5 protein-coding genes are annotated in these 4,855 nt (G+C 66.5%); 4 read left to right on the plus strand and 1 reads right to left on the minus strand.

Features of this window, described 5'->3' with window-relative positions; all coding sequences use genetic code 11:
* Positions 1-86: 86 nt before the first annotated feature.
* From ACOJSN_RS09240 to ACOJSN_RS09255, 4 genes are read left to right on the plus strand one after another with little or no spacing between them, the layout of a single operon-like run.
* Positions 87-1,055 carry an ABC transporter permease gene (locus ACOJSN_RS09240; RefSeq protein WP_420112206.1) on the plus strand — a complete coding sequence of 323 codons (969 nt, stop codon included), beginning with the start codon at positions 87-89 and terminating at the stop codon, positions 1,053-1,055.
* A 5-nt stretch (positions 1,056-1,060) separates the two neighbouring features.
* Positions 1,061-1,984, plus strand: a complete 924-nt coding sequence (locus ACOJSN_RS09245) for a carbohydrate ABC transporter permease (protein WP_420112207.1) — start codon at positions 1,061-1,063, stop codon at positions 1,982-1,984.
* The gene (locus ACOJSN_RS09250; protein ID WP_420112208.1) at positions 1,984-2,658 is read left to right on the plus strand and encodes a DUF624 domain-containing protein; all 675 of its coding nucleotides are present in this window, start codon (positions 1,984-1,986) and stop codon (positions 2,656-2,658) included. Before ACOJSN_RS09245 ends, ACOJSN_RS09250 begins: the two co-directional genes overlap by 1 nt.
* Positions 2,655-4,451 (plus strand): beta-L-arabinofuranosidase domain-containing protein, encoded by a 1,797-nt coding sequence (locus tag ACOJSN_RS09255; RefSeq protein ID WP_420112209.1) that lies wholly within the window; start codon positions 2,655-2,657, stop codon positions 4,449-4,451. The genes ACOJSN_RS09250 and ACOJSN_RS09255 overlap by 4 nt, the downstream gene beginning before the upstream one ends.
* Before the next feature lie 139 nt (positions 4,452-4,590).
* Here ACOJSN_RS09255 and ACOJSN_RS09260 read toward each other — a convergent pair.
* The coding region (locus ACOJSN_RS09260; RefSeq protein WP_420112210.1) for an enolase C-terminal domain-like protein at positions 4,591-4,855 on the minus strand (265 nt) is incomplete at its 5' end.

The raw sequence follows: 4,855 nt of genomic DNA on the forward strand, positions 1-4,855 counted from the left end.
TACGAACCCCGAGCTTCAGCATGCCCTGGCGTTATGCGGGGTCGGCCCCGCTCCGGCGGGCGCCACCGCGATCGAAGGAGATCGAGTTGACCACCACCGTGACCGGGCGACCGCGCGCCGCCGGTGCCCAGACTCGCCCGCTGGGTACGCCGATGCAGCGACTGAATCGGCATGTGCGTCGGTATTGGCAGTTGTGGGTGATGGCTGCGCCTGCGATTGCGTTTGTGGCGGTGTTTGCGTATGTGCCGATGTATGGGTTGCAGTTGGCGTTTCGGGAGTTTGATTTCTCTGCTGGGTTGACTGGTGGGGACTGGGTGGGGTTGAAGTATTTCCAGCAGTTCTTCGAGTCGCCTCAGTTTTGGACGTTGATCAGCAACACGGTCGTGATCAGTGTTTCGACGTTGGTGTTCGGGTTCGTGGCCCCGATCGGGTTGGCGTTGCTGGTGAATCAGGTGATCGGGCGGCGGCGGAAGAAGTTCTTGCAGACGGCCACGTATCTGCCGCACTTCATCTCGATCGTGGTGATCGTGGGCATGTTGCAGGTGTTCCTGTCACCGAGTTCGGGGTTGATCACACGGGTCGCCGAGCTGTTCGGTGCGTCCGGGGTGAACTTCCTGGCGAGTGGTCCGTTCGTGCCGGTGTATGTGATCTCGGAGGTGTGGCAGCACTGCGGGTGGAACAGCATCATCTATCTGGCGGCGCTGGCGAGTGTGGACACGCAGTTGTATGAGGCGGCGCGGATCGATGGTGCGGGGCGGTTCACGATCATCCGGCATATCGATGTGCCGGCGTTGGTGCCGACGATGATCGTGTTGCTGATCTTGAACATGGGCAATGTGCTCAACACGGGGTTCGAGAAGATCTTCCTGATGCAGAACCCCTTGAATCTGGGGGTCTCGGAAGTGATCGCCACGTACGTGTACAAGATCGGCATCCTGTCGAACCAGTTCAGTTATGGAACCGCGATCGGGCTGTTCAACACGTTGATCAACTTCACCTTCTTGGTGGTCACGAATCAGGTGGCCAAGCGGGTGTCCAACACGAGCTTGTGGTGAGGACGATGACGACGATGAAGCTGAGGCTGCGCTCTGTGAGCCGGCGGTCACCGGGTGATGTCGCGTTCACGATCGGGCTGTTCCTGCTGTGCGCCGTGATCTTGTTCGTGACGTTGTATCCGATCTACTTCGTGGTGATCGCATCGGTGTCGGATCCCACGATGGTGGCGACCGGGCGGGTGTGGTTGTGGCCGGAGCGGATCTCCTGGTTCGGGTACTCCCAGATCCTGGACGATGCCCGGATCTGGACCGGGTACCGCAACACGTTGGTCTACACGGTGGTGGGCACGGCGGTGAACCTGCTGGTCACGCTGCCGGCGGCGTATGCGCTGTCGCGGCGGGAGTTCGCACCGCGGAAGGTGCTGATGTTCTTCTTCGCGTTCACGATGTTCTTCAACGGTGGCCTGATCCCGATGTATCTGCTGCTGCGGGACCTGTCGCTGTTGGACAACTGGCTGGTGTTCATCTTGCCGAGCGCAGTGAACGTCTACAACCTGATCATCGCGCGGGCGTTCTTCGAGAACTCGTTGCCGGAGGAGCTGTACGAGGCCGCCACCATCGATGGCGCGAACTACTTCCAGTTCTTCACGAAGATGGCGTTGCCGCTGTCGATGGCGATCATCTCGGTGATCGGCCTGTACTACCTGGTGCAGCACTGGAACGACTTCTTCACCGGTCTGGTGTTCGTGCGCACCTACGAGAAACAACCACTGCAGATCGTGCTGCGCGACATCCTCATCTCCAACCAGGCGTTCTCCGGCGGTGCCGGAGGATCCGGCGGATCCGGCGGCGGGTCATACGCCCAGCAGTACGCCGACCAGATCAAGTACGGCGTCATCGTGGTCTCCACGCTGCCGGTGATCATCCTCTACCCCTTCATGCAGCGATACTTCGAGAAGGGCATCATGATCGGCTCGGTGAAGGGCTGATGCAACGCCTCCTGCACCTGCACCAACAAGCCGGCCGCCTCGGGCTACGGCTGCTCTACCTGCAACTGCTCTGGATCGGCTACACCCTGCGCGGCGGCATCCTGCTGGGAGCCTTCCCCGCCACCGCAGCCGCGCACGCCGTGCTGCGCGAACACGAACGCGACGGCCTCCACCAGGACCTACCGAGCTGGCGTACCACCAGAACCTCGTTCGGTGCGCACTGGCACCGCGAGCTGTGGCCCGCCAACCGCCTCGGCGCCGCCCTCGTGACGATCTGGGCCGTTCTGCTGGCCTCCAGCGCCGTGGTCGAGAACCTCGACCTCGGCACACCCAGCCCCCTGCTCGCCGGCACACACACCATCCTCGGCATCACCCTCGGACTCGCCACCGCCATCGTCTGGCCACTACAAGCCCACTTCAACGACGGCGCCATCGCACTGCTGCGGCGAGCCCTGATCCTCCTCCTCGGCCGCCCCGGCACCACGCTGCTCACCGGTGCCGGCGTCGGCCTCATCCTCAGCGCCTACTACCTCCTCCCCGGCCTCATCCCCGTCTTCGGCGCCATCGCGCCAGCAGCGATCGCCACCGCATGCCTCTGGCGCACCGGCATCCTCGCGAACCCGCCAGTGCCGCAGACCCGACTCGCCCCACTCACCCACGCAGGTGCCCGATGACACACGACAAGCCGACTCCCGCCGTCGAGCACGTGCTTCGCTCGCTCGGCTACCAGGGGCGAGTGCGCCTGGAGGGTGCGCTCGGAGACCGGGTGAACGACGCCGTCGAGACCTATCTCGGGATGGCGCCCGACGACATCCTGCACGGGTTCCGCACCCAGGCCGGCCTCACGTCATCGGGGAAGCCGATGACCGGCTGGTCCAGCACCACGAGCCAGCCGACGTTCGGCCAGTGGGTGAGCGGGCTCGCGCGGATCGGTGTCACGGCGGGCGCGAGCGCGGCGACCGACCGCGCCGTCGAGCTGGTGGCCGGATACGCCGAGACCGTCGGCGCCGATGGCGACACCCGCATGTCGCTCTACGGGTACGAGAAGCTCGTGTGCGGACTGGTGGACGTGGCGAGCTACGCGCCGGCCGGGCGTGAGGAGGCGCTCGACCTGCTGGACCGAACGGTCGAGTGGGCGGCTCGCACCTTCGAGCGCGACCGACCGGCGGCGCACGCCGCGAACTTCGCCGGCGGCGTCATCACGCCGACCTCGCACGCCCGCACGATCGAGTGGTACACGCTCGCCGAGAACCTGCACCGCGGGTACCTCGCGGGCGCGGACCAGGGCGTGGAGGACTTCGCGCAGTTGTGGCACTACGACTCCTACTGGCACGCGTTCGCTGAGCCGCCCGCGCCCGGGCAGCCGTGGGACGTGCCGGTGTGGCTGCACGCGTACTCGCACGTCAACACCTTCGCGTCAGCCGCGGCGGCATACGAGGTGAGCGGGGACCCGCACCATCTCGAGGTGCTGCGGAACGCCTACGACTACGTCACCACGACGCAGACCTACGCCACCGGCGGCTACGGACCCAGCGAGTTCACGCTCCCCGAGGACGGCTCGCTCGGTCGGAGCCTGGAGTGGCGCACGGACACCGCCGAGATCGTGTGCGGTAGCTGGGCGGCCTTCAAGCTCTCGACGGCGTTGCTCCGGTTCACGGGTGAAGCGCGGTATGTGGATTGGATCGAGCAGTTGGTGTTCTCCGGGCTGGGGGCGGTCACGCCGGTGCGGCCGGGTGGGCGGTCGCCGTACTACCACGACTACCGGTTGGGCATAGCGACCAAGCTGCCGCACTGGGACGACTGGCCGTGCTGCTCGGGCACCTATGTGCAGGGTGTCTCGCATCTGCCCGATCTGGTGTACCACCAGCACGACGGCGGGGTCGCGGTGGCGTTGTACGTGCCCTCCGAGGTCACCTGGTCCCAGGGCGGGCGCGAGCACAGGCTCCGCCAGCGGACGGACTTCCCTGCGGGCGACGAGTCGACGCTCACGGTGACCGGATCCGGCCGGTTCGCGCTGCGGCTGCGGGTGCCGCCGTGGAGCGACAGCTTCGAGGTGCGCGTCAACCGCGAGCTGGTCGAGGTACCCGTGGTCGAAGGTGGCTGGCGTGAGCTGGACCGCGACTGGGCCGATGGCGACGAGGTGCAGGTGCGGCTGGGTGCCGGGCTACGCGTGCTGCCGGTGGACCGGTGGCACCCGAACCGGGTCGCGTTCGCGCACGGGCCGGTGGTGCTGGCGCAGAACGCCGACTGGACCATGCCGATCTCGCTGCCGACGCCGTGGGAGATGGTCGACCTCGGCGCCGCCTTCACGCGCGAAGACCCGGTCAGCACACCCGGGCCGGCGTACCGGCCGGTGGGCGTGGGAACGGCGCGGCTGCCGCTCGGCAGGCTGCGCCCGCTCGCCGAGGTGCCCGATCGCATCCCCTACCGCGTCTACACCGACCTCGACGACCCCCGCATCGTGTGATGGCGTAGCCCACCCAACCCGCCGCGGCTCGCCGAGATCGTAGATGTGCGCCGAACTCGTAGATTCGGATCTACGAGTTCGTCACCGATCTACGATCTCGGCGGGCGGGCCGGAGGAGTAGGCGGAACTGGCGCTGGGGTCACCACTCCGAGAGCGACCCGTCGGGCATGCGCCAGAGCGGCGAGCGCCAGGCGTGGCCCTTCTTGTCGGCCTCACGGACGGCGTTCTCGTCGACCTCGATGCCGAGGCCGGGGGCGGTGGGGCGCGCGACGTGGCCGTCGGTGAACGCGAACACCGCCGGATCGACCAGGTAGTCGAGCAGATCGTTGCCCACGTTGTAGTGGATGCCGAGGCTCTGCTCCTGGATGAGGAAGTTCGGAGTGGCGAAGTCGACCTGCAGGCTC

Origin of the sequence: Pseudactinotalea sp. (assembly GCF_048594945.1) — a bacterium.
Classification (GTDB): domain Bacteria; phylum Actinomycetota; class Actinomycetes; order Actinomycetales; family Beutenbergiaceae; genus Pseudactinotalea.

Coding starts and splice junctions, on each gene's coding strand:
- ACOJSN_RS09245 (WP_420112207.1), top strand. CDS start 1,061: ATGACGACGATGAAGCTGAGGCTGCGCTCTGTGAGCCGGCGGTCACCG.
- ACOJSN_RS09250 (WP_420112208.1), top strand. CDS start 1,984: ATGCAACGCCTCCTGCACCTGCACCAACAAGCCGGCCGCCTCGGGCTA.
- ACOJSN_RS09255 (WP_420112209.1), top strand. CDS start 2,655: ATGACACACGACAAGCCGACTCCCGCCGTCGAGCACGTGCTTCGCTCG.